The sequence below is a fragment of the Streptomyces sp. NPDC058877 genome (assembly GCF_042742855.1).
Lineage (GTDB): Bacteria > Actinomycetota > Actinomycetes > Streptomycetales > Streptomycetaceae > Streptomyces.
The window spans coordinates 1-20,612 of the sequence record NZ_JBHYMF010000066.1 but is presented as its reverse complement, the minus strand read 5'-3'; the positions used below and the strand labels follow the sequence as shown (position 1 = coordinate 20,612).

The following is a 20,612-nucleotide window of genomic DNA, read 5'->3' as shown; positions in this document are numbered from 1 at the left end:
AGGGGCGGCCACCTTTGCCGGGTGCCGGGTGCCGGGTGCCGGGTGCCGGGTGTCGGCGACGGGCCGCCCGGCCGGACGGTGTGTGGTCCTCGTCTCACCGACCCCGTCCGGTCCCCGTGCGATCGGGGTCGAGGGGCGGGCGGCCCGGTGTCCCCCCGTGCCCCGGGGCCTCCGGGGCACCGGCAGTCCCGGTTCGCTTCCCGCACCTGAGAGAATGAGTCACATGGCCTCTGATCGCCCGTCCGTCGCCCACCACCACCCTCAGGGGAATGGCTTCGCCATGCAGCATCGTCCGCGTGCGCTCTCCGGGATCCAGCCCACGGCAGGCTCCTTCCACCTCGGCAACTACCTCGGTGCGATCCGTCAGTACGTCGCGCTGCAGGAGACCCACGACGCCTTCTACATGGTCGTCGACCTGCACGCCATCACGGTGCCCCAGGACCCCGCCGAGCTGCGGGCGAACACCCGGCTCGCCGCCGCCCAGCTACTCGCCTCCGGCCTCGACCCGGACCGCTGCACGCTGTTCATCCAGAGCCACGTCCCCGAGCACGCGCAGCTCGGCTGGGTCATGAACTGCCTCACCGGCTTCGGCGAGGCCTCCCGCATGACCCAGTTCAAGGACAAGTCCGCCAAGCAGGGGGCGGACCGGGCCACCGTCGGCCTCTTCACGTACCCGATCCTGCAGGTCGCGGACATCCTGCTCTACCAGGCCAACGAGGTTCCGGTCGGCGAGGACCAGCGCCAGCACATCGAGTTGACCCGCGACCTCGCGGAGCGCTTCAACGGTCGCTTCGGCGACACCTACACGATTCCCAAGCCGTACATCGTCAAGGAGACCGGGAAGATCTACGACCTCCAGGACCCGACGATCAAGATGAGCAAGTCGGCGTCCACGCCGAAGGGCCTGATCAACCTCCTGGACGACCCGAAGGTCACCGCCAAGAAGGTCAAGAGCGCCGTCACCGACACCGACACGGTGATCCGCTTCGACCCGGAGAACAAGGCCGGCGTCTCCAACCTGCTCACCATCATGTCCACGCTCACCGACACGTCCGTCGCGGACCTGGAGAAGAGCTACGAGGGCAAGATGTACGGCGCACTGAAGACCGACCTCGCCGAGGTCATGGTGGACTTCGTCACGCCGTTCCGGGCCCGCACCCAGGAATATCTGGACGACCCGGAGACGCTGGACTCGGTCCTGGCCAAGGGAGCGGAGAAGGCCCGCGCGGTCGCCGCGGAGACGCTGGCGCAGACGTACGACCGCATCGGCTTCCTGCCCGCCAAGCACTGAGTCCGAGGACCCTGGCCACGAGGGTGGTGCAGGCCGCACACTGGCGGCTGCACCACCACACACCGACTCGACGACGGACGACGGAGGAGAACGACGTGGGGACCGTAACGCTCGGCGTTTCGATCGCGGTCCCGGAGCCCTACGGCAGCCTGCTCCAGGAGCGGCGCGCCGGCTTCGGGGACCTGGCCGCGTACGGCATCCCCACGCACGTCACCCTGGTGCCGCCGACCGAGGTCTCCGAGGAACGGCTGCCGCAGATCGAGGCGCACCTCGCCGGTGTCGCCGCCGACCAGCAGCCGTTCTCCGTCCGGCTCCGGGGCACCGGCACCTTCCGCCCGCTCTCCCCGGTGGTCTTCGTGAAGCTGGAGGAGGGCGTCTCCCCCTGCCACCGCCTCCAGCACCGCATCCGCGACGAGGCCGGGCCGCTGGTGCGCGAGCTCCAGTTCCCGTACCACCCGCACGTCACCGTGGCGCACGGCATCTCCGAGGAGGGGATGGACCGGGCCTTCGAGGAGCTCGCCGGGTACGAGGCGGCCTGGACCTGCCGCTCCTTCGGGCTGTACGAGCAGGGCCCGGACGGGGTGTGGCGCAAGCTGTACGACTACGAGTTCGGCAGTGGCCGCCCCGTCCCGGCCGTTCCCGTGCAGGGCGGCAGCCCGGTCGGCACCCCGACGACCACGTAGAACCGCCGGGCGGACGCCGGGGAAGAGGGGCCGGTGGGTCACGTCTGCAGCCGGCGGAAGACCGCCCGCGGCACGTGCCGCACCCCCGACATCACCATCCGTAGCACACCCGGCACCCACACCGCCTCCGAGCGCCGCCGCAGCCCCAGCTCGATCGCGCGCGCGACCGCCTCGGGCGTCGTCGCGAACGGCCCCTTCGGGAGCCCGCCCGTCCCCTTCGAGCGCACGCGTCCGGGCCGCACCAGCATGACGTGCACCCCCGTGCCGTGCAGCGCGTCCCCGAGCCCTTCGGTGAAGGCGTCGAGCCCCGCCTTCGACGAGCCGTAGATGAAGTCCTCGCGGCGCGCCCGTTCGCCCGCCACCGACGACAGCACCACCAGCGAGCCGTGTCCCTGTGTCTGGAGGGCGCCCCCGCACACCAGCCCCGCCGAGACGGCGCCCGTGTAGTTGGTCCGGGCGACCCGGGCCGCGGCCACCGGGTCGGACTCGTCGCGCGCCTGGTCGCCCGGTACCCCGAAGGCGAACAGCACCATGTCGACGTCGCCCTCGGCGAAGACCTTTCCGAGCCGCTCCTCGTGCGACTCGACGTCGAGCGCGTCGAAGGACACCGTGTGCACGTCCGCCCCGAGCACCCGCAGCGAGTCCGCGGCGGCCGTGAGCGCGGGGGAGGGGCGCCCGGCCAGCCAGACCGTCCGGGTGCGGCGCGCGATCAACCGACGGGCGGTGGCGAGCCCGATCCCCGAGGTGCCGCCCAGGACGAGCAGGGACTGCGGGGCGCGGAAGGCGTCCTTCAAGGGGGTCCTCCTCAAGGGCGGGACGACGAAGGGGCAGGGGTGAAGCCCCCGGTTCCCGGGCGTCCGGGTGGGGCCGTGCGGACCCCACCGGTGACCGCTGCGCAGCCGCCGTCCGGGACGGGGTCTCGACGACCAGGAAGACGACCGTATAGCGAATTCTGTTACTTATGCCGGCATTGCAATTCGGTGCGTCGAAGGGGGCGACGAAACGCGTCCCGGGGAGGAGGCCCGCGGGCGTCCCTCGGAAACCGGCTGCCGGTGCTCATCACGGCCGTCGGAAGCGCCGCCGTCGACTGCTGCGACGGGGGCCCGAACACGGGCACCGGCCGTTCTTGCCCGGCCGAGTGCCGCCGCGCCGAATGTCGATCGTGGTCCTGCGCGCTTTGACGGGGGATTCTCGTAGTCGGTTCGTCCGACGGAGCGAGGAGTAGACATACGACATGGACTGGTTGACCAAGCTCCCCGTCATCGGCCCGTGGGTCGCCCGCTTCATGCGCACCCATGCCTGGCGCGCGTACGAGACCCTGGACGAAGCGCACTGGACCCGGCTCGCCGCCGCGATCACCTTCGTCTCCTTCCTGGCCCTCTTCCCGTTGATCACGGTCGCCGCCGCGGTCGGCGCCTCGCTCCTCACCGCCGACCAGCTCGACCGGATCGAGAAGAAGCTCAGCGAGCAGGTGCCCGGCATCTCCGATCAGCTCGACATCGGCGGGCTCGTCGCCAATGCCGGCACCGTCGGCCTCGTCGCCGGTGCCGTCCTGCTCGTCACCGGCATCAGCTGGATCGGCTCCATGCGGGAATGCCTGCGCGCGGTCTGGGGGCTCGACCACGTCGAGGGCAACCCGATCCTGCTCAAGGCCAAGGACGGACTGATCCTCCTCGGCCTCGGCGGCGTCGCGCTCGCCTCGCTCGCCGCCTCCTGGATGGGGTCCACCGCCGTCGACTGGAGCGCGGACCAACTGGGCCTCTCCGGCAGCGGGGCGGGCGGCGTGTTGCTCCAGGGCGCTGCCGTGCTCGTCGGAGTCGTCGCCGACTTCTTGATCCTGCTGTACGTGCTGTCCTTGCTGCCGGGCGTCGAACCGCGCCGCAGGGACCTCGCGCTGGCGGCGCTCATGGGAGCGGTCGGCTTCGAACTGCTGAAGCTGCTCCTCGGCGGCTATATGCGGGGCGTCGCGGCGAAGTCGATGTACGGGGCGTTCGGCGTTCCCGTCGCCCTGCTCCTCTGGATCAACTTCACCGCGAAGCTCCTGCTGTTCTGCGCGGCCTGGACGGCTACCGGTTCCGGTCTGAAGGGGACTTCCCGGCAGGAGGCTCCTGAGACGCGGGGGACTCCTCCGTCCGAGGGGACTCCTCCGTCGTCGGAGGGTCCTCCGTCCGGGGCGGGTCCTTCGGCTCCGGGGCGTCCCCTGGCACCGCGGAGTCCTTCGGCGCCGGGGCGTCCCCACCATCCGGGGAACGGTGGTTCCGAGCCGCCGACGAGGCCAGCGGCCAGCGCCGGTTGACCAGGAAGGCCGCCGCGGCGAGGAGGACGAGGACGCCGCCCACCACGGAGAGGGCGATCCCGATCCCGCCGGACCTCCCCGGGGCGGCCGCCGGGGCGGCGGACTCCTCCGGGGCGTCCTTGCCGGGCGCCGGGGCCGCGTCCTCGTCCGGGGCGGTCGGGGTCGTGAGGGCCGAGCGCGGCGGCACCAGCTCGCCCACCGGCCGTACCTTCCCGGAGGCCGCGAAGCCCCAGTCGAGCAGTCGGGCGGCCTCCTGGTAGACCGCGTGCGACTCCTTCGACGAGGGGTTCATGACGGTGACGAGCAGGACCCTGCCGTTGCGCTCGGCGACACCGGTGAAGGTGGCGCCGGCATGAGTGGTGTTGCCGTTCTTGACGCCGGCGATGCCCTGGTACGGCGCCACGCCGTCGGCCCCCGTGAGGAGCCGGTTGGTGTTCTGGATCTCGAAGGTCTCGCGCTTCTTGCCCGGCTTCGCCTCGCCGGGGAAGGCGACGCGGGTCGTGGACGCGTACTCCCGGAAGTCGGCCTTCTGCATGCCGCTGCGGGCGATGAGCGTCAGGTCGTACGCGGAGGAGACCTGGCCCGGGGCGTCGTAGCCGTCCGGCGAGACCACGAAGGTGTCGAGGGCCTGCAGTTCGGCCGCGCGGTCGTTCATGTCCTTCACGGTCTGCTGGATGCCGTTGTTCATGCTGCTCAGCACGTGGACCGCGTCGTTGCCGGAGCGGAGGAAGACCCCGAGCCACAGGTCGCGGACGCTGTAGGTCTGCTTCTCCTTGATGCCGACCAGACTGGAGTTGACCCCTATCCCGGCCAGCTCTTCCGGGGTGACCAGGTGGTTCTGCATCTTGTTGGGGAACTTCGGCAACAGCGTGTCGGCGAACAGCATCTTCAGGGTGGAGGCCGGGGCGAGCCGCCAGTGCGCGTTGTGCGCGGCGAGCACCTGGCCGCTCTCCGCGTCCGCGACGATCCAGGAGCGCCCGGACAGGTCCTTCGGCAGCACCGGTGCACCGGGTCCGAGCTGCACCTGCGTACCGGGCTTGCTCAGCAGGACCCCGCCGACCTTGGACATCACGGCGGGGGGCTTGGGCTGCTCTTCCTGGCCTTCCGTCCCGTCCGCGCGGGCCGTGGGCACGGCGACGACGAGCGGCAGGAGCACGGCAGTGGCGACCGTCCAAGCGGTCTTCTTCGATGCGGGCACGGTCGAGAACGTACATGCCCGACCGCCCGCCCCGAACCCCGGCAGGCGCTTCCCGCCGTCCGGCGCAGCCGCCCGCGGGACGAACGGTGGTGCGGGGACCGCGGAGCCCGGCCGCCGGGTTCCGCCGGGGCGGGGCCTCACTTCCTGCCGGCGCGGACGCCCCGGAAGCCGATCACGCCGATCGCCGTCCCCAGTGCGAACGAGGTGACGGCGAGCAGCAGATGGACCCACAGGTACGCCGTCGGGTCCCCCGCGTCGTCGAAGGCGAGTCCACTCGCGTCCTTGAACAGGTTCTTCGCGAAGGTCACCCAGATCACCCACGACCAGACCCCGAACGCGAGCAGGAACCAGGAGACGCGGCGGCTGAGCTTCATGGGGTGTCCTTCGGAGTGGGTGGCCGTGCCCCCAGTATCGAACGGGCCCGCCGGGGGCCTGCGGCGGGGTCTGTGTACGCTGGGCCCGACTCCTCGTGGATCACTCCCGCCGAGAGCCCGTGGAACGACGGGAGCGGCCCGGCCCCCGACGACGAGGGCGGTCCGACGGGTCCGCTCCGGGGTTCACCTGCTGCTTGCCGTCACGTCCTCCGACCCGGGTACGGTGACCGGCACGATCGGTCCGCGCGGGGTGCGCGCCGCGCGCCGCGCGGGCGACCGGTAAGAGGGGATACGGCGGCGTGGGCGTCTTTCTACTGGTTCTGATCGTGGTCCTGGCGCTGCTCGGCGCGGTCCACTGGTACGTGTGGCGGCGCCTGGTGCGCGACGTGACCGCAGCCGGCAGCCGGTCGCGCAGGATCGGCACGGCCGTGGTCGTGCTCCTGCCGCTGCTCTCGCTCGCGGCCCTGGTCTCCTCGGGGGCCGGCGTGCCCTTCGGACTCCAGCAGGCAGTGGCCTGGCCGGGGTTCCTCTGGCTCGCGGTGCTCCTGTACCTGGTCCTGGGCCTGGTGGTCGGCGAGGCCGTCCGGCCCGTCCTGCACCGCCTGCTGCACCGCCGCGCAGCACGATCTGCGCCTGCGCCCGCGCCCGCGCTCGTGACCGTGCCCGAAGCGGCCCCTGCGGCCGAGGACGGGGGCGAGGGGGGAACGGAGCGGACATCCGGGACGGCCGCCCCCTTCGACGCGTCCCGACGGCTGTTCGTCTCGCGGGTCGTCGGCGGTTCTGCCGCGGCCGTCGCCCTCGGGACCGTCGGGTACGGCACCCACGGCGTGCTCCGCGGGCCCCGGGTCAAGCGGGTCACCGTCCCGCTCGCCAAGATCCCGCGGGCCGCCCACGGATACCGGATCGCCGTCGTGTCCGACATCCACCTCGGGCCCGTCCTGGGCCGGGCCCACACCCAGCGGATCGTGGACGCGATCAACGCCACCCAGCCCGATCTGATCGCGGTCGTCGGCGACCTCGTCGACGGCACCGTCGAGAACCTCGGTCCCGCCGCCGAGCCGCTCGCCCGACTCCGCGCCCGACACGGCTCCTTCTTCGTGACCGGCAACCACGAGTACTTCTCGGGCGCGGACGCCTGGGTCGACCACGTCCGCGAAATCGGCCTGCACCCGTTGCGCAACGAACGCGTGGAGATCGCGGCCGGTTTCGACCTCGCCGGCGTCGACGACATCGCGGGGGAGCGCGAGGGGAAGGGCCCCGACTTCGCGCGGGCCCTCGGCGACCGCGACCGGACCCGCGCTGCGGTGCTCCTGGCGCACCAACCGGTCGTCATCCACGATGCGGTGCGCCACGGGGTGGACCTCCAACTGTCCGGCCACACCCACGGCGGCCAGCTCTGGCCGGGCAATTACCTCGCCGAGCTGGCCAACCCGACGGTCGCCGGGCTCGAACGGTACGGCGACACCCAGCTGTACGTCTCGCGGGGTGCGGGTGCCTGGGGACCCCCGGTCCGGGTGGGCGCGCCCTCCGACATCACCCTCGTCGAACTCGCCTCGAAGCAGGCCTGATCGGACCTCGTCACCCCGTGCACAGAAGTCGATACGTGCTGCTCATCGGCTTAAATTCTCATATCCTGGACATATGCGTGCCGTGTGAAAGTTTTCTCTTCCACTTGTGAAAACCGTGTGATGGGATGACGTCATCGCGACGTTTCCGGGGGCCGTCGCATCTCTGCGTGGCACAAAAAAAGGAAACACGGCAATGCGGTCGACGGTCCGTCTACGGATCCTCATCACTTGTGGACTACTGGTGACGACTGGAGCGGGAGGCTGTCAACTCCTCCCCTCCGACGGCTCCCGGACCGATCCGATCAGCGTCGGCACGACCGACGAGGTCACGTCCCTCGACCCGGCGGGAGCCTATGACGCCGGCTCATGGGCCATGTACAGCAACGTCTTCCAGTCGCTGCTGACGTTCAAGCCGGGCTTCGCCACTCCGGTGCCGGACGCCGCCGAGAACTGCAAGTTCACGGGCGCCTCCCTCACCACCTACCAGTGCACGCTCCGCGACGACCTCACCTTCTCCAGCGGGCGCAAGATGACCGCCGAAGACGTGAAGTACTCCTTCGAGCGCATGCTGCGCATCAAGTCGGACGTCGGCCCGCAGCCGCTCTTCCCGACCCTGAAGGGCGTCGAGGCCGAGGGCCGCACCGTCACCTTCCGGCTGAGCGGCCGTGATGCGACCTTCCCGCTGAAGGTCGCCACGGGCGCCGGATCGATCGTCGACCGCGACCAGTACCCGGCCGACGAGCTGCGCACCGGCAACGCGGTCGACGGCTCGGGCCCGTACGTCCTCAAGGAGTACAAGGAGGGCGAGTCCGCCCTCCTGGAGCCCAACCCCGCGTACAAGGGCGCCATCGCCAAGGTCGGGCACCCGGTCCTGGTGAAGTACTTCGGGCGGTCCGAGGACCTCGCCGACGCCTGGAAGGCGAAGGAGGTCCAGGTGACGCACCGCCAGCTGCCGCCGACCTTCCTCTCCTCCCTGGGCGCCGACGACGGAACCCGGGTCACCGAGGCGGAGAGCGCCGAGATCCGCAACCTCAACTTCAACGTCCGGTCCGGCTCGCCCATGGCGGACAAGGCCGTCCGACAGGCCGTCGCCGCCGTCCTCGACCGCCCGGCGATCACCGAGGCCGCCTTCAAGGGCACGGTCCAGCCGCTGTACTCCCTCATCCCGCAGGGCTTCGTCGGCCACAGCACCGCCTTCTTCGACGTCTTCCCCGAGCCGAGCGCGAAGAGGGCGACGAAGCTCCTGAAGGACGCCGGGGTCTCGACGCCGGTGAAGTTCACGTACGGCTTCCGCGAGGACGCGACGTACGCCGCCGAGGCCGCCGAGATCAAGCGGCAGTTGGAGGACACCGGCCTCTTCGAGGTGAGGGTCGTCGAGGCCGACTGGCAGAGCTTCCAGAAGGGGTACGCGAAGGGTTCCTACGACGCCTACCCCATCGGCTGGCTCCCCGACTTCCCGGACTCCGACAGCTTCACCGCGCCGCTCGTCGGCACCGAGAACACCCTGCACAACGGGTTCTCCAGCAAGGAGATCGACGGCCTGATCGCCTCCACGCAGCAGTTCAGCGACCGCTCCCGCGCGACGGACGACTTCCGGGCGATCCAGGACCACGTGGCCGCCGAGGTCCCGCTCGTCCCGCTGTGGCAGAAGAAGGACTACGTGCTCTCCACCGAGGAGGTCACCGGCTCCCAGAACCTGACGGACGGCACCGGCATCTGGCGGCTGTGGGAGCTCAACTGGGTCTAGTGCTCCCGATGGCGAAACGCCACGGGAGCCAGGGCTTCGAGTGGAAGCTCTCCCCGGGGACGGGCCGGCTCGTCCCAGCCGGTGAGCCCTGGGTGATCTTCGAGGGAGCGGAGGAGCGTGCCGCCGCGTAGCGGTAGCTGTGCAAGGGGAGGAAACGCAGCTCCACACCGACGAGCCGTAGCCCGCCCCGCATGAACACCGAAGCCCCGTCGCCCCTGGAGGGAGACGGGGCTTCTCTGCGTTCGGTATGAGTTGACTCGCGCGTCTGTGCGGCGCGCGAAGGCAACGAGCCCGGCCCAGCCTTCGGGGGACAGGAAGAGCACCGTCTTTGGGGTCTTGCCGTCTCGCACGGGCACCACGTTGTGGGTCTTCGCGCAGGTGGGATGCCACTGGACGCACTGGCCCCCGTCCGGGCCACTGTAAGCGGAAGCAACCTTCGTGGATCACAACCCAGAGGGCCGGGGGGGCGCCACTCATCACTTCCTGACGCCTCATGCGCGCCTTCGCCCGGTCCCTCAAGACCTCTTGGCTGTCTCGCGTGGCTCCCCGCGCGCAGCGTGGCTCGTGCGCACTCCTCGGTCTGCAAGAGGCCCATGAAGAACATGGTGCCGTAGTCCCAGATCCCTGTGGCTCTCTTCTCAAGCTCCAGATACGGGGCGAACCAGCCGGGGTGATCACCGTCCTTGTTCTGGTTCACCTCTGGTCGGGCGGGGCTTCTTGCTACTTGGCTACGCCACTCCGAACCTTCGGGACCACGAACTCCTGCATCAGGTCCACTGCGTCACGCACCAGTGGCCGGACAACCTTGAATCGGGAGAGGCGAACGGCACGCGCCACCATCGGCGTGCACTTACGCACGAAGGCTCTGGTGCGCTCAGTGCCCTCACTGCGGTCAAACACCCAGTACAGGACAACCCCCATGAGATGCAGCCACAGGAGATCCGGTAGCAAGGCGCGCAACTCTGCGTCCAACTTCGGGCCTACTTGGGAACCCTGGAGCACATCCCGGAAGATCTGTACCGCTTCCGCGCGCGCTGGGTGGGACTCGTCTGAGAAGGGGCTGAGGGGGCTCTCCGGATCTGCTGCCGTACTGAAGAACTGGGCGGCAAACTGGTGGTAGGGCTCCGCGCAATCGACCCAGGCCATGACGGCAGTCTCAAGGCGCTCGCCGAAGTCCTCAACGCCTTCGAGGCGCTCGCGAGTCACCGTGGCGTGCTCGTGGGACATCCGGTCATAGAACCCGGTGATGAGAGATGCCTTCGACTCGAAGTAGTAGTAGGCGTTGCCGACGGAGACGCCGGCTTCCTGGGCGATGGCCCGCATCGTCGTCTTGTCGTAACCGCGCTCTTCGAAGAGCCGCATTGCCGTCTCAAGAATCAGCGTGCGGGTCTGCTCGCTCTTGGGGGCCTTCTTCTCGTCGGCCTTCTTCTCTTCCTTGACGTCCTTCACGGTGTCGAGCCTAACCGGGCGGCGCGGTCGTCCCGCAGTGCCCGTCTCCGCAGGGCCCGCCCCCGTCGTCCGCGTTCCGGGGGAGGGGGCCCTCCGGTCGTGGCCCCTTGAGGGCCTCGCGCCACTTCGAGGCGGCCAGGACGGTCGCCCGGGCGAAGGGCAGTCCGGCGGGGGTGGCCAGCCAGTGGGCCTTGGGCCGGTGGTCGGCCAGGGCCCAGAGGCAGACGATCCAGGCGGCGGTCCCCCGGTAGACCTGGCCCCGGTCCCCGACCACGGTGATCTCCCGCCGGGTGGCGTCGTGGTCGAGGGTGGGGAAGAGGTCCTGCGCCCGCTGCGACCCGGCCGGCACGAGGTCGAGCGGGACGAGCCGTCGCTGGTGCAGCAGCCAGTTCCTCAGGTGCACGCAGAGCGGGCAGCCGGCGTCGTACAGGACGGTCAGACGACCCACGGGGGCCGTGGGGGCCGGCACGGCGGTCAGACCCGGGGGGCGGGCGGGGTCCAGGGGGCGTTTCCGGGCGGCGCGGTCCAGCCCTGCGGCCCGACGGGCGGCACCTGCTCGCGCTCCATGATGCCGCGGCGACGGATCTTGTTGAGGACGTACACGTTCCCGAGGTGCATCACGCCGAGCACGAGCAGGACCACGCCGAGCTTGACGGAGAGGGCTTCGAAGAGCGCCCGGGCGTCGGCGACGGCGCCGTCCTGGTTCAGGTAGAGGGCGACGAAGCCCAGGTTGACGAGGTAGAAGCCGACCACCAGCAGGTGGTTGACGGCGTCCGCGAGCTTCTCGTTCCCGTGGAGGACGTCGGAGAGGAAGATCCTTCCGTTGCGGCTGAGGGTGCGGGCGACCCAGATGGTGAGGGCCGCTCCGATCAGCAGGTAGACGGTGTACGCGACGACAGTGAGGTCCATGCCCCACCCTCCTTTGAACAAGTTCAAAAGCTTGTGGGCATGACTGTATGCCTCTTCTTGAACCTGTTCAAGTCGCCGGGGAAAGGGATGGTCGGACCGCACCGCGATCATTAGGGTGACGGTCGTGAAGCTCTCTCATGACCTGTCCGGTTCCGGCCCCTTGACCGTTCTCCTGCTGCATTCCGGGGTCTGCGACCGCCGGATGTGGGACGGGCAGTTCCACGCCCTGGCCGAGGCGGGACACCGCGTCGTCCGCTGCGACCTCCGGGGCTTCGGGGACACCCCGATCGACACCCCGCACGTCCACGCCGAGGACGTGCGCGAACTCCTCGACCACCTCGGCGTCGAGCGGGCCGCCCTCGTCGGCTCCTCCTTCGGGGGCAGGGTCGCGCTGGAACTCGCTGCCCTCCACCCCGAGCGGGTCTCCGCCCTGGCCCTGCTCGCCTCCGGCATCCCCGGCATGGTGCCGAGCAGTGAGCTGCGCGCCTGGGCAGCCCGCGAGGACGCCCTCCTCGAAGCGGGCGACCTCGACGCCGCCGTCGAGCTCAACGTCGACACCTGGCTCGGCCCCGAGGCCGGACCGGACGCCCGCGGCCTCGTCCGCGAGGCCCAGCGGCGCGCCTTCGACCTCCAGCTCGCCGCCGCAGAGGAACACCACCCGGCCGCCCCCGAGGTCACCCGTGACGACCTCACCCGGATCCGCGTCCCCGCCCTCGTCGCCGTCGGCGCCCACGACCTGCCCGACTTCCGGGCCGTCGCCGACGAACTCGGGCGCCTGCTGCCCGCCGCCCGCCGCGTCGACCTCGACTGGGCCGGCCACCTCCCCGCCCTGGAACGCCCGGACGAGACCGCCCGGCTGCTCGCCGCCTTCCTCGCAGAAGCCGCCGACCGGGATCCCGCACCCCGAGCATCCGTGGAGTGACCACCGGGGACGACGGTCTCCCGTCGGCGGTGGTCGACCCGGCGCCCTCCGGGACGGTCAGGGTTGGGGGCGGCGTCGCCTGACGGGGGGAGGGCCCCCGCCGACGTACGATCGCCCCATGGCGCCCTCCGAGGAACCACGTGCCCCGCACGAACCGCGCGACTGGACCGATGGGCACGTCGCCCGCTGGCAGCCCGTCCTCTCCGACCTCGACCCCGTCGTCGAGGGCGCGGTCACCCGGATGAAGAAGCTCTCGGTCCATCTGCGCCGGGTCAGGGAGCAGTCCCTCGTCGACTTCGACCTGGAGCGCCACGAGTTCGACACCCTGCACAAGCTCGCGGGGCGCGGCGGCAGCGCCGCCCCTTCCGAACTGGCCCAGGACCTCGACCTGCCCCCGGCCTCCGTCTCCGGTCGCCTCGACGCCCTGGAGAAGCGCGGCTTCGTCCGCCGTACGCAGTCCACCACCGACCGGCGCCGGGTCGTCGTCGAACTCACCGCCTCCGGCCGCGAGACCTGGCGCGGTGCGACGGACGTCCTCAGGCGCGAGGAGGGCCGCCTGCTCGACGTCCTCGCTCCCGGGGAACGCGTCCTGCTCAATGACATGCTTCGCCGGATCATGGTCGAAGCGGAGGCGGGCGGCGGCCCCGCCCATGTCGTCTGGCACGGCTGAAGCGAGCCCCGCGACGCCCCGTCGACGGCCGGCCCGATGGAGGCGGTGCTCTGCTTCTCCGACGTCACGGGCAACGGAAAAGCCCGCTCCCGTACGCCGCGGCGTACGGAAGCGGGCTCACCGGCCGAACGGGACGTCAGAAGCGACGCGTGATCAGCGCGCGCTTCACTTCCTGGATGGCCTTCGTGACCTCGATGCCACGCGGGCAGGCGTCCGTGCAGTTGAACGTGGTGCGGCAGCGCCACACGCCGTCCTTGTCGTTCAGGATCTCCAGGCGCTGCTCGCCCGCCTCGTCGCGCGAGTCGAAGATGAAGCGGTGCGCGTTGACGATCGCGGCCGGACCGAAGTACTGGCCGTCGTTCCAGAAGACCGGGCAGGACGAGGTGCACGCGGCGCACAGGATGCACTTGGTGGTGTCGTCGAAGCGCTCGCGGTCCTCGGCGGACTGCAGGCGCTCGCGCGTCGGCTCGTTGCCCTTGGTGACCAGGAACGGCATGACGTCCCGGTACGCCTGGAAGAACGGCTCCATGTCCACGACCAGGTCCTTCAGGACCGTCAGGCCCTTGATGGCCTCGACCGTGATGGGCTTCTCCGGGTTGATGTCCTTGATCAACGTCTTGCAGGCGAGCCTGTTCTTGCCGTTGATCCGCATCGCGTCGGAGCCGCAGATGCCGTGCGCGCAGGAGCGGCGGAACGTCAGCGTGCCGTCGACGTCCCACTTGATCTTGTGAAGGGCGTCGAGCACGCGCTCCTTCGGGTCGATCTGGATCTGGAAGTCCTCCCAGACCACCGCGTCCGACACCTCGGGGTTGAAGCGGCGGATCCGCATCGTCACCGTGATGTACGGGGAGGCGGCGGACTCCGCCTCGACCTTGTCCAGTACGGGGGTACCCATCAGTACTTACGCTCCATCGGCTGGTAGCGGGTCTGGACGACCGGCTTGTAGTCGAGACGGACGGTCTCGGAGCCGTCCTCGCCGACCTCGCGGTACGCCATGGTGTGGCGCATGAAGTTGACGTCGTCGCGGTTCGGGTAGTCCTCGCGGTAGTGACCGCCGCGGGACTCCTTGCGCGCCAGGGCCGAGACGGCCATGACCTCGGCCAGTTCGAGCAGGTTGCCCAGCTCGATGGCCTCCAGGAGGTCGGTGTTGAAGCGCTTGCCCTTGTCCTGGATGGACACGTTCTTGTAGCGCTCGCGCAGCTCGGCGATCTTCTCGACGGCCGTCTTGATGGTCTGCTCCGTGCGGAACACCATCACGTTGGCGTCCATCGTCTCCTGGAGCTCGCGGCGCAGGTCGGCGACCCGCTCGCTGCCCGTGGAGTTGCGGAGGTTCTCGATCTGCGCTTCGACGAAGGCCGTGGGGGCCTCCGGCAGCTCGACGAAGTCGGCCTTGGCGGAGTACTCGGCGGCGGCGATGCCGGAGCGCTTGCCGAAGACGTTGATGTCGAGGAGCGAGTTGGTGCCGAGGCGGTTGGCGCCGTGCACCGACACGCAGGCGACCTCGCCGGCCGCGTACAGGCCCGGGACGACGGTGGTGTTGTCCGACAGGACCTCGCCCTCGACGTTCGTCGGGATGCCGCCCATGGCGTAGTGCGCGGTGGGCTGGATCGGGATCGGGTCCGTGTACGGCTCGATGCCGAGGTACGTGCGGGCGAACTCCGTGATGTCCGGAAGCTTGGCGTCGAGCTGCTCCGGCGGGAGGTGCGTCAGGTCCAGGTAGACGTGGTCGCCCTCGGGGCCGCAGCCGCGGCCCTCGCGGATCTCCGTGTAGATGGAGCGGGAGACGACGTCACGGGAGGCGAGGTCCTTCATGACCGGCGCGTACTTCTCCATGAAGCGCTCGCCGTCCTTGTTGCGGAGGATGCCGCCCTCACCGCGGGCGCCCTCCGTCAGCAGGATGCCCATGCGCCAGATGCCCGTCGGGTGGAACTGGAAGAACTCCATGTCCTCCAGCGGCAGACCGCGGCGGTAGCAGGCGGCCTGGCCGTCACCGGTCAGGGTGTGCGCGTTCGAGGTCACCTTGAAGAACTTGCCGGTGCCGCCGGACGCGTAGATCACGGCCTTCGCCTGGAAGACGTGGATCTCGCCGGTGGCCAGCTCGTAGGCGATCACGCCGGCGGAGTGCTTGACCCCGTCGACCTCGGTGATCAGCTGGTCCAGGACGTAGAACTCGTTGAAGAACTCCACGCCCTCCTTGACGCAGTTCTGGTACAGCGTCTGGAGGATCATGTGGCCGGTGCGGTCCGCGGCGTAGCAGGACCGGCGGACCGGGGCCTCGCCGTGGTTGCGCGAGTGGCCGCCGAAGCGGCGCTGGTCGATGGTGCCGTTCGGGGTGCGGTTGAACGGCAGGCCCATCTTCTCCAGGTCGAGGACGGCGTCGATGGCCTCCTTCGCCAGGATCTCGGCGGCGTCCTGGTCGACCAGGTAGTCACCGCCCTTGACCGTGTCGAAGGTGTGCCACTCCCAGTTGTCCTCCTCCACGTTGGCCAGCGCGGCGGCCATGCCGCCCTGCGCGGCGCCCGTGTGGGAGCGGGTCGGGTACAGCTTCGTCAGCACGGCGGTGCGGCTGCGCTTCGTCGACTCGATGGCGGCGCGCATGCCGGCGCCACCGGCGCCGACGATGACGGTGTCGTACTTGTGGATCTTCATGACGTGGATTACCTCAGCCCCGTGCCTAGCGGATGTTCGGGTCGAAGGTGAAGATCACCAGCGTGCCCAGAAGGATGGTGAACACCGTGGCGGTGTACAGCAGGCCCTTGAGCCACAGGCGCGTGTTGGCCCGCTCCGCGTAGTCGTTGATGACCGTGCGGAGGCCGTTGGCGCCGTGCAGCATGGCGAGCCAGAGCATCAGCAGGTCCCAGACCTGCCAGAACGGGGACGCCCAGCGGCCGGCCACGAAGGCGAAGCCGATCTTGGAGACGCCGCCGTCCAGGAAGAGCTGGATCAGCAGGTGGCCCAGGACCAGCACCACGAGGACGACGCCGGAGAGGCGCATGAAGAGCCAGGCGGCCATCTCGAAGTTGCCGCGGGTCGCGCGCGGGGTCTTGCCCGTGCGCTTGCGGGGGGCCTCGATGTAGGGGGCCGGGTTGTCCACGTCGTAGTGGGCGCCGCCCTCGACGGGACCGATGGCGGAAGTGGTGTCAGCAGACATGTCTGGCGTCAGCTCCCGAACAGTTCACGTGCGGCGTGGCCGAGGACGGGGTACAGCGAGCCCGCCATCAGCACGACCCAGATGCCCACGACGGTCCAGAGCATCTGCTTCTGGTAGCGCGGGCCCTTGGACCAGAAGTCCACGGCGATGACACGGAGACCGTTCAGCGCGTGGAAGAGGATGGCGGCGACGAGGCCGTACTCAAGGAGTGCGACGATCGGCGTCTTGTACGTCGCCACGACATCGTCGTACGCCTCGGGGGAGACGCGGACGAGAGCGGTGTCCAGCACGTGTACGAACAGGAAGAAGAAGATGAGGACGCCGGTGACTCGGTGAGCCACCCAGGACCACATTCCTTCCCGGCCGCGGTACAGCGTTCCAGCCGGCACGGAAAAACCCTCCGGGAGCGGGGATCGGGGCCGGCCGGCTTCTCTGTCGGTCTGGCCCGGCCGGGTACGGTCCACCGGCCCCGGTCATCGTAGCGACGACTCGTCGGTTCGCTCGCGCGGGGTCCATAGGTGTGATCAAACAGGCACGGACGGGCTATCGCTCGGGCCGGAATCGCCGTATTCCGGACGAATTCACGGCGTGGTGACGCCGAACGTGAGGCGGGCGCGGGCGAGTCGGCGCAGCTCGTCGGCGGCGACCACCCGTTCCTCCTCCGGTTCGTTGCCGAGACGTGACCGGATTCCGGCCAGCACCCGGTCGAGCCGCTCCTCGTGTCGCACGCCGTCCAGGCTGATCACGAAGGCGTGTCCGAAGCGGCTCTCGTACGCGGCGTGGGCGGCGCGCAGCGCGGTGAGGGCCGCCGGTGGGGCGTCGGGGTGCGGGGCTGCGGCGGACTCGGCGGCCAGCGCTTCGTCGAGTTCGGCCCGGGACAGGTCGTAGCAGGCCTCGTCGGCGGCGGCGAGCAGTGCGTCGAGGGTGGGGTAGGGCCGGTGCGCGCTCACCCGTTCGGCCCAGCGGCGACTCGCGCAGCAGTCGTACAGGAGGGCTTCGGCGTCCCCGGGCGGGGCGGCGTTGAAGCGGACTAGCCCGGCGACGTGCCGCCCGCCGCCCTGCTGGGCAGGTATGGCAGGCGTGTCCGTGGAGCCCGGCTTCCGGCAGGGGGCGTGGGTGTCGCTGGTCAGCGTGGACTCCGGTGCTCCGGGACGGATGGGGCGGGCGTGACGCAACGTTATCGACGGGAAGGGGGAAGTGTCCGACGGATGCGCGAATTTCACCCGGAAGGGAGAGTTTCGAAACGTTTGATGGACGATCGGGCGCTGTTCGCCCGATTGGCCGAACCGCGGACCCTGCGGGAGGATTCCGGATGATGCGGTACTCCAAGCGGGCGCCCCGCCGGGCCCCGGCCCTCCTGGCGACCGTGCTGGCACTGGCCACCACGGCGGCCTGCTCGAACGGTTCTCCGTCAGGTTCCTCCGCCCCGTCCTCGCCGAGCACCTCCGTGAGCGCCCCGCCGACGGAGGCCCCGCCGCCCAGTCCGACGCCGACGAAGGAGTACCCCCTCTCGACCCCGCCCCGAACGGTCCCCGCCGTCCGCTCCCACGAGCCCGCCCGCGGGCCCGGCTGGAAGCCCGCCCCCGCCACCACCGGGGTCGTCGTCGCCGCGGACAGTCCGGGCCTCGCCGACGAGGGCGAGCTGCTCGCCGGGGAGCTCGGCATCCCGTACCGGGGCTCCGTCCCCGCGGGCCCCGGGGACGTCGAGCTGGCGCTGGGCGGGGCGGGCGCGCCCGAGTCGTACGTCCTGACGGTCCGCGACGGCCGGGTCCGGATCACCGGCCCCGACGAGGCCGGGGTCTTCTACGGCACCCGCACCCTCAAGCAGTCGGTCCGGGCCGACGGCGTCGTGCCCGAGGGGACCGTCACCGACCGACCCGCCAAACCGCAGCGCGGGCTCATGATCGACATCGCCCGCAAGCACTTCACCGCGGCCTGGATCGAGGACCGCATCCGCGAGATGGGCGACCTCAAGATCAACCAGCTCGGTCTGCACTTCTCCGACGACCAGGGCTTCCGGATAGCGTCCGACAGCCACCCCGAGGTCGTCTCGAAGGAGCACCTGACCAAGGCCGAGGTGCGGCGGATCCTGGCGCTCGCGGCGAGCCGCCACGTCACGGTGATCCCCGAGATCGACTCGCCCGGGCACCTCGGTGCCGTCATCGCCGCCCATCCCGACCTCCAGCTCCGCAGCGCCGCGGGCCGGGCCCCGCGCGGGGCGGTCGACATCGCGAACCCGGACGCGGCGAAGATCGTCGACGAACTGCTGCGCGAGTACGTCCGGCTCTTCCCCGGGGCCTACTGGCACCTCGGGGCCGACGAGTACGTGGCCCTCATGTCGAAGGACCCCGAGGCGAGCTACCCCGGGCTCGCCCGGGCCGCGCGGGCGGAGTACGGCCCCTCCGCCCGGGTCCAGGACCTCGCCACCGGCTGGCTCAACGACCGCGCCGCCGTGGTCCGACCGACCGGCAAGACCCTCAAGGCGTGGAACGACGGCTTCTTCACGGGCGGGGTGGTGGCCGCGGCCGAGGACATCGAGGTCGAGTACTGGACGGGCCGCGAGATCGGTGCCCGCACCCCGGTCTCGTACCTGAGCGCGGGCCGCAGGCTGGTCAACCTCAACGACGACTACCTCTACTACGTCCTCGGCGAGCCCAACCGATTCACCTATCCCACCGGCCGCCGGATCTACCGGGAGTGGACCCCGCGCGTCGTCCGCGGCTCCACCCCCGTGCCGGCACGGTACGACCCCCAGATCCTCGGCGCCCGCTTCGCGGTCTGGTGCGACCTGTCGAAGGCGCAGACCCCGGCGCAGGTGGCGGCGGGCATCCGCCTGCCGCTGGCGGCGCTCGCCCAGAAGGTGTGGAACCCGGCGGAACCGACCCTGACCTGGGACCAGTTCCGGGCCCTGGCGGCGAAGGTGCGGGGCTGACCTGCGCGAATTCCATGGACGGCGGGAGGGTCGGTCCCCTAGGTTCGCCCGGCGGCCACCGGGCCGCCGCACGTTCCTGGGGGGAACCGCATGCTCACGCTCCGAAATCCGCAGGGCCTCTCGTACGCCCTCATGGCCCTGCTCGCGGGCAACGTCCTCTTCGACGTCCTGCTGGCCCTGGCCGACGTCCGCGACCTGACGGCCGACGACGTCTACTTCTCCGACCCGACCGTGCTCGGGGCGCTCAACCTGAACCTGGCCTACAGCATGGCGTTCACGCTGTTCGCGGTGACCGGGGTCGTCTTCATCGTCTGGTTCCGCCGGCTGCGGAAGAACGCCGAGGTCTGGGCCGCCGACCTGCAGGGCCGGAAACCGGGCTGGGCCGTCGGAAGCTGGTTCGTCCCGATCGCCAACCTGTGGATCCCCCGGGGGATCGCCGTCGACATCTGGCGTGCCAGCCGCTGGGAACCGTACGCCGCCGACGGCAGGGGGGAGCTGGCCCTGATCAACGGCTGGTGGACGTGTTGGGTCGTTTCGGGCGTGGTGAACCGGGTCTCCGCCCAGATGTACAAGACGGCGGAGACCTTCGACGAGTACACCACCGCGATCCACTGGTCCCTCGGGGGTTACGCCGTCGAGATCGCCGCCGGCGTCCTCGCGATTCTCTTCGTCCGACGTCTGACCTCTATGCAGCACGCCAAGGCCACTGGCATCATTCCGGCCGCGCAGTGACGGAATCGCGCCATTCGGCGCAGTAAGTGGAAGTACTGCGTCCGAATCGGGTGGCGAGGAGGCGTCCATGACGTCGGCTACGGGCAGAAGCCTGCTGGAACTGATCGACGAGGCAGACCGGAGGGGCTTGGCCGCGGCCGGCCTCGCCTGCCTCGACCGCTGTCTCCCCCTGCTCGCCCCCGAGGGCGCCGATGCGCTCCGGCCGGCCTGGGCCGCCGTTGCGCGCGGCGACGGGGCCGCCTGGGGAGAAGCCCTGACCAAGGCCCGTGCCGAGATCGCCGGGGACCCGAAGGACTCCGACGCCGACGCGGTGCGGGAAATGCTCACGAGCGCCCCGGCGGAATGGACCCCCGAGGCCCTGCGCGCCTGGGCCGGAGACTGCTCCAGCGCCGCCCTCGCCCTGCACGGCCGTCATGACGCGGCCGAACTGTCCGAGGGCCTGGTCGACCGCTGCCGGGGCGGAGACGCCGCCGGTGCGGGCCCGCTGCTCGCCGGCGAGCTGCGCCGCCAGCAGGCCGTCCTCGAATCGGTCGCCCACGGCCCGACCGGGCTGCGCCGGGCCCGCGAGCTCTCCGTGGAGGGCGGCCGGGTGCTGCGCGCGGTCGTCTCGCGCCGCGCCCGCACCGCCTGACGCGCCGGGCGACCGGTCCCGCCGCCCTCGCCGGCCGGTGGGACCGGCCCGAAGGGGCC

21 protein-coding genes and 3 pseudogenes are annotated in these 20,612 nt (G+C 70.6%); 11 read left to right on the top strand and 13 right to left on the bottom strand.

Annotated elements, in window-relative coordinates; all coding sequences use genetic code 11:
- The first annotated feature begins 280 nt into the window (after positions 1-280).
- On the top strand, positions 281-1,291 hold the full coding sequence (gene trpS / locus ACFW2Y_RS17540) for a tryptophan--tRNA ligase (RefSeq protein ID WP_384879518.1): 1,011 nt from the start codon (positions 281-283) through the stop codon (positions 1,289-1,291).
- 95 nt (positions 1,292-1,386) lie between these two features.
- Entirely contained in the window at positions 1,387-1,974 is a 588-nt protein-coding gene (locus ACFW2Y_RS17535; protein ID WP_384879471.1) for a 2'-5' RNA ligase family protein, read from the top strand.
- A 38-nt stretch (positions 1,975-2,012) separates the two neighbouring features.
- Here the strand turns inward: ACFW2Y_RS17535 and ACFW2Y_RS17530 are convergent, their stop codons facing one another.
- A complete protein-coding gene (locus ACFW2Y_RS17530) occupies positions 2,013-2,768 on the bottom strand; it encodes an SDR family NAD(P)-dependent oxidoreductase (RefSeq protein ID WP_384879468.1) in 756 nt (251 codons plus the stop codon).
- Between the two features lie 440 nt (positions 2,769-3,208).
- Between ACFW2Y_RS17530 and ACFW2Y_RS17525 the strand changes: the two genes are divergently transcribed.
- Complete coding sequence (locus ACFW2Y_RS17525) at positions 3,209-4,270, top strand: YhjD/YihY/BrkB family envelope integrity protein (RefSeq protein WP_384879465.1); 1,062 nt, start codon at positions 3,209-3,211, stop codon at positions 4,268-4,270.
- Positions 4,271-4,613: 343 nt separating this feature from the next.
- Here the strand turns inward: ACFW2Y_RS17525 and ACFW2Y_RS17520 are convergent.
- Positions 4,614-5,339, bottom strand: a pseudogene (locus tag ACFW2Y_RS17520) (D-alanyl-D-alanine carboxypeptidase family protein); the annotation flags it as partial.
- A 266-nt stretch (positions 5,340-5,605) separates the two neighbouring features.
- Positions 5,606-5,842 (bottom strand): SCO4848 family membrane protein, encoded by a 237-nt coding sequence (locus ACFW2Y_RS17515; RefSeq protein ID WP_384879462.1) that lies wholly within the window; start codon positions 5,840-5,842, stop codon positions 5,606-5,608.
- A gap of 299 nt (positions 5,843-6,141) precedes the next feature.
- Here ACFW2Y_RS17515 and ACFW2Y_RS17510 point away from each other — a divergent pair, with 299 nt between their 5' ends.
- The 3 genes from ACFW2Y_RS17510 (at position 6,142) to ACFW2Y_RS17500 (ending at position 9,288) form a co-directional block, all read left to right on the top strand.
- The gene (locus tag ACFW2Y_RS17510; RefSeq protein ID WP_384879460.1) at positions 6,142-7,410 is read left to right on the top strand and encodes a metallophosphoesterase; all 1,269 of its coding nucleotides are present in this window, start codon (positions 6,142-6,144) and stop codon (positions 7,408-7,410) included.
- Between the two features lie 193 nt (positions 7,411-7,603).
- Positions 7,604-9,157, top strand: a complete 1,554-nt coding sequence (locus tag ACFW2Y_RS17505) for an ABC transporter substrate-binding protein (RefSeq protein ID WP_384879458.1) — start codon at positions 7,604-7,606, stop codon at positions 9,155-9,157.
- Between the two features lie 8 nt (positions 9,158-9,165).
- The gene (locus tag ACFW2Y_RS17500; RefSeq protein WP_384879527.1) at positions 9,166-9,288 is read left to right on the top strand and encodes a hypothetical protein; all 123 of its coding nucleotides are present in this window, start codon (positions 9,166-9,168) and stop codon (positions 9,286-9,288) included.
- A 153-nt stretch (positions 9,289-9,441) separates the two neighbouring features.
- Here ACFW2Y_RS17500 and ACFW2Y_RS17495 read toward each other — a convergent pair.
- The 5 genes and pseudogenes from ACFW2Y_RS17495 to ACFW2Y_RS17475 form a co-directional block, all read right to left on the bottom strand.
- Positions 9,442-9,573, bottom strand: a pseudogene (locus ACFW2Y_RS17495) (DUF397 domain-containing protein); the annotation flags it as partial.
- Positions 9,574-9,701: 128 nt separating this feature from the next.
- Positions 9,702-9,854: pseudogene (locus tag ACFW2Y_RS17490) on the bottom strand (Scr1 family TA system antitoxin-like transcriptional regulator); the annotation flags it as partial.
- A 23-nt stretch (positions 9,855-9,877) separates the two neighbouring features.
- Positions 9,878-10,606, bottom strand: coding sequence for a TetR family transcriptional regulator (locus tag ACFW2Y_RS17485; RefSeq protein ID WP_384879455.1), 729 nt, complete (start codon positions 10,604-10,606; stop codon positions 9,878-9,880).
- 10 nt (positions 10,607-10,616) lie between these two features.
- Entirely contained in the window at positions 10,617-11,054 is a 438-nt protein-coding gene (locus ACFW2Y_RS17480) for a thiol-disulfide oxidoreductase DCC family protein (protein ID WP_384879452.1), read from the bottom strand.
- A gap of 26 nt (positions 11,055-11,080) precedes the next feature.
- On the bottom strand, positions 11,081-11,515 hold the full coding sequence (locus ACFW2Y_RS17475; protein WP_384879449.1) for a hypothetical protein: 435 nt from the start codon (positions 11,513-11,515) through the stop codon (positions 11,081-11,083).
- Positions 11,516-11,639: 124 nt separating this feature from the next.
- Here ACFW2Y_RS17475 and ACFW2Y_RS17470 point away from each other — a divergent pair, with 124 nt between their 5' ends.
- Positions 11,640-12,437: an alpha/beta fold hydrolase gene (locus tag ACFW2Y_RS17470; protein WP_384879446.1), complete on the top strand. Its 798-nt coding sequence runs from the start codon at positions 11,640-11,642 to the stop codon at positions 12,435-12,437.
- 118 nt (positions 12,438-12,555) lie between these two features.
- Positions 12,556-13,107 carry a MarR family winged helix-turn-helix transcriptional regulator gene (locus ACFW2Y_RS17465; RefSeq protein ID WP_384879443.1) on the top strand — a complete coding sequence of 184 codons (552 nt, stop codon included), beginning with the start codon at positions 12,556-12,558 and terminating at the stop codon, positions 13,105-13,107.
- Between the two features lie 136 nt (positions 13,108-13,243).
- On the opposite strand, the gene ACFW2Y_RS17460 is transcribed toward ACFW2Y_RS17465, so the two are convergent.
- The 5 genes from ACFW2Y_RS17460 to ACFW2Y_RS17440 all read right to left on the bottom strand — a co-directional run bounded on the left by ACFW2Y_RS17460 (position 13,244) and on the right by ACFW2Y_RS17440 (position 17,433).
- Entirely contained in the window at positions 13,244-14,002 is a 759-nt protein-coding gene (locus tag ACFW2Y_RS17460; protein WP_384879440.1) for a succinate dehydrogenase iron-sulfur subunit, read from the bottom strand.
- A complete protein-coding gene (gene sdhA, locus ACFW2Y_RS17455; RefSeq protein WP_384879437.1) occupies positions 14,002-15,756 on the bottom strand; it encodes a succinate dehydrogenase flavoprotein subunit in 1,755 nt (584 codons plus the stop codon). Before sdhA ends, ACFW2Y_RS17460 begins: the two co-directional genes overlap by 1 nt.
- A gap of 25 nt (positions 15,757-15,781) precedes the next feature.
- Entirely contained in the window at positions 15,782-16,258 is a 477-nt protein-coding gene (locus tag ACFW2Y_RS17450; protein ID WP_356885879.1) for a succinate dehydrogenase hydrophobic membrane anchor subunit, read from the bottom strand.
- Between the two features lie 8 nt (positions 16,259-16,266).
- Positions 16,267-16,647 carry a succinate dehydrogenase, cytochrome b556 subunit gene (sdhC, locus tag ACFW2Y_RS17445; protein ID WP_123954581.1) on the bottom strand — a complete coding sequence of 127 codons (381 nt, stop codon included), beginning with the start codon at positions 16,645-16,647 and terminating at the stop codon, positions 16,267-16,269.
- A gap of 192 nt (positions 16,648-16,839) precedes the next feature.
- Complete coding sequence (locus tag ACFW2Y_RS17440; RefSeq protein WP_384879433.1) at positions 16,840-17,433, bottom strand: 2-oxo-4-hydroxy-4-carboxy-5-ureidoimidazoline decarboxylase; 594 nt, start codon at positions 17,431-17,433, stop codon at positions 16,840-16,842.
- Between the two features lie 137 nt (positions 17,434-17,570).
- Here ACFW2Y_RS17440 and ACFW2Y_RS17435 point away from each other — a divergent pair, with 137 nt between their 5' ends.
- The 3 genes from ACFW2Y_RS17435 (at position 17,571) to ACFW2Y_RS17425 (ending at position 20,553) form a co-directional block, all read left to right on the top strand.
- Entirely contained in the window at positions 17,571-19,190 is a 1,620-nt protein-coding gene (locus ACFW2Y_RS17435) for a glycoside hydrolase family 20 protein (RefSeq protein WP_384879430.1), read from the top strand.
- A 90-nt stretch (positions 19,191-19,280) separates the two neighbouring features.
- Positions 19,281-19,922 (top strand): DUF4328 domain-containing protein, encoded by a 642-nt coding sequence (locus tag ACFW2Y_RS17430; protein WP_384879427.1) that lies wholly within the window; start codon positions 19,281-19,283, stop codon positions 19,920-19,922.
- A gap of 67 nt (positions 19,923-19,989) precedes the next feature.
- A complete protein-coding gene (locus tag ACFW2Y_RS17425) occupies positions 19,990-20,553 on the top strand; it encodes a hypothetical protein (RefSeq protein ID WP_384879424.1) in 564 nt (187 codons plus the stop codon).
- Positions 20,554-20,612: the final 59 nt, after the last annotated feature.

Bases quoted from the DNA above. Each gene is read 5' to 3' on its own strand.
- trpS (WP_384879518.1), top strand. From the start codon at position 281: ATGCAGCATCGTCCGCGTGCGCTCTCCGGGATCCAGCCCACGGCAGGC.
- ACFW2Y_RS17525 (WP_384879465.1), top strand. From the start codon at position 3,209: ATGGACTGGTTGACCAAGCTCCCCGTCATCGGCCCGTGGGTCGCCCGC.
- ACFW2Y_RS17515 (WP_384879462.1), bottom strand. From the start codon at position 5,842: ATGAAGCTCAGCCGCCGCGTCTCCTGGTTCCTGCTCGCGTTCGGGGTC.
- ACFW2Y_RS17505 (WP_384879458.1), top strand. From the start codon at position 7,604: ATGCGGTCGACGGTCCGTCTACGGATCCTCATCACTTGTGGACTACTG.
- ACFW2Y_RS17500 (WP_384879527.1), top strand. From the start codon at position 9,166: ATGGCGAAACGCCACGGGAGCCAGGGCTTCGAGTGGAAGCTCTCCCCG.
- ACFW2Y_RS17475 (WP_384879449.1), bottom strand. From the start codon at position 11,515: ATGGACCTCACTGTCGTCGCGTACACCGTCTACCTGCTGATCGGAGCG.
- ACFW2Y_RS17465 (WP_384879443.1), top strand. From the start codon at position 12,556: ATGGCGCCCTCCGAGGAACCACGTGCCCCGCACGAACCGCGCGACTGG.
- ACFW2Y_RS17460 (WP_384879440.1), bottom strand. From the start codon at position 14,002: ATGGGTACCCCCGTACTGGACAAGGTCGAGGCGGAGTCCGCCGCCTCC.
- sdhA (WP_384879437.1), bottom strand. From the start codon at position 15,756: ATGAAGATCCACAAGTACGACACCGTCATCGTCGGCGCCGGTGGCGCC.
- ACFW2Y_RS17450 (WP_356885879.1), bottom strand. From the start codon at position 16,258: ATGTCTGCTGACACCACTTCCGCCATCGGTCCCGTCGAGGGCGGCGCC.
- ACFW2Y_RS17435 (WP_384879430.1), top strand. From the start codon at position 17,571: ATGATGCGGTACTCCAAGCGGGCGCCCCGCCGGGCCCCGGCCCTCCTG.
- ACFW2Y_RS17430 (WP_384879427.1), top strand. From the start codon at position 19,281: ATGCTCACGCTCCGAAATCCGCAGGGCCTCTCGTACGCCCTCATGGCC.
- ACFW2Y_RS17425 (WP_384879424.1), top strand. From the start codon at position 19,990: ATGACGTCGGCTACGGGCAGAAGCCTGCTGGAACTGATCGACGAGGCA.